This is a genomic window from uncultured Thiodictyon sp. (assembly GCA_903837595.1).
Lineage (GTDB): Bacteria > Pseudomonadota > Gammaproteobacteria > Chromatiales > Chromatiaceae > Thiodictyon.
Map to the genome: position 1 here is coordinate 1 of CAILVI010000098.1, position 1,551 is coordinate 1,551.

Genomic DNA, 1,551 nt, shown 5'->3' on the forward strand with positions numbered 1-1,551 from the left:
GCAGGGTCCGGGTGTTGGGCGAAAGAGGGCGCCGTCAGCGTTGCGGCTACTACGGCGGCGAGGTTGCGAAGGAGTGTTCGTCTGTGCATCGTCTGGCCTCTTGACAGAACGGGTCGGGGTCGCGCTCGGTGCCGTTGCGCCCGCGCTTGGGGAGCATGATGCGGGCGTGGTGTCCTTCCGGCAAGTCTGCATGTGGGCTCATTTGCAAATAATCTCGGTCCTGGGGACCCGTTATTCGCAGTTAATCTTGGCCAGAAATCGTGATGCCTGTGGGTCAGGCCGCCGATGTTTGTGGGCCGCTACCATCAAGGAACGCCCAGGCCATCGACTTAACTTTTGGGTCGTCATGCGACAGGAGGCGGCGATACCGGCCGTAATCCGCTCCGGCAAGGTGGCTCGGTACCCGCACCCGATCGCATCGCGGGTGAACTTTCGGCTTATCACTGGTGAGGACGGCGTGCAGGGAAGCGATTATCTGGCGCAAATCCGGAGGGTTGCTGCGATCGCTAGCTAGGTTTTGCATGGATCTCATCCTCTTTAGGTCACCGCGAAAGTTGGGGAAATCGTACCCTAAGCCGACTTTTCCCTTTTGCTCTTTTTCTGCTTTGGCCTTCACCAAGGGCAGCGGCAGGAGGCCTGTCACCGCCGTCACGCGAAAAGACTCAGGACCAGCGGGGGAGGGCCGGTATCCTGGGTTGGAGGACACACCAGATGGGGGGGATCGGTCCACTGGAAAACAGGTAGAGGCGAGCGATGGCAGTGAGCCATCTAAGGCAGCGCTGATTAACCCCGAATTAATCAGCGCTCCCCTAATTCAGCCCAGCCTCGATCAAATGCCACGATAGAGCTGCGAGGCGTTGTCGTTGAAGGCGTTGACGATCATCTCGGCGACCGCCAGGTCCTGCGTGATGCTGTCGCGGGCGTTCGGCGTGGACAGCTGCGCGGTCCGGGCCTGCGTGGCGGTATGTGACTCGCGGGAGCGGATTGGGTAGGTATACATGGTCTGATCCTCTGAGCGCTGTGGTTTGTAATGAGTCCGTTTGATGCGACCTTGGGCACAGCGTAAGGCCGGGCGGTTAAACAAAGCCTGAGCGGGGCTGTCAGCGAATGGTCAGATGGGGGTCTCGTTGTCCAGGCGGAGGGCCAGTGAGCCGCCGGCGCTCTCCGGGGCACGCCCTTGGGCGTCGATGAGCAGCCTCGGGACTTCATTCATCGCATCTGCGCGCCCGATCCGTCACCCCCTGTCCGGGGAACACAGCCTACAAACATCCGCGCCCGGACCCACAAACACCGCGATTTTCGGCCCAGATTAGTTGCAAATAACGGCGGTCCCGGACCCAGATTATCTGCAAATGGCCGAAGATGCGGGCGCGACACCCTCACACCGGGACCCCGCCGCCGTCAGTGCGCCCCCCCCATTCCCAGTGCCCAGAGCCCCAGGTTCAGGGTCAGGAAGGACAGTAGCGTCGTCGCCAGGAGTGCCGAGGCGCACGCCTCGCCCTGTCCATAGCGTTGGGCAAGCAAGGGAAAGAGGGTGACCATGGGCAGCGC

General features: G+C 61.8%; 2 protein-coding genes. Both read right to left on the reverse strand.

All coding sequences use genetic code 11. The features are described 5' to 3' along the window. Window positions 1-274: 274 nt before the first annotated feature. Window positions 275-652, reverse strand: coding sequence for a hypothetical protein (locus tag QZY44_RS05450; RefSeq protein ID WP_295443338.1), 378 nt, complete (start codon window positions 650-652; stop codon window positions 275-277). A gap of 177 nt (window positions 653-829) precedes the next feature. Beyond that, complete coding sequence (locus QZY44_RS05455; RefSeq protein WP_295443341.1) at window positions 830-1,000, reverse strand: hypothetical protein; 171 nt, start codon at window positions 998-1,000, stop codon at window positions 830-832. Window positions 1,001-1,551 lie beyond the last annotated feature (551 nt).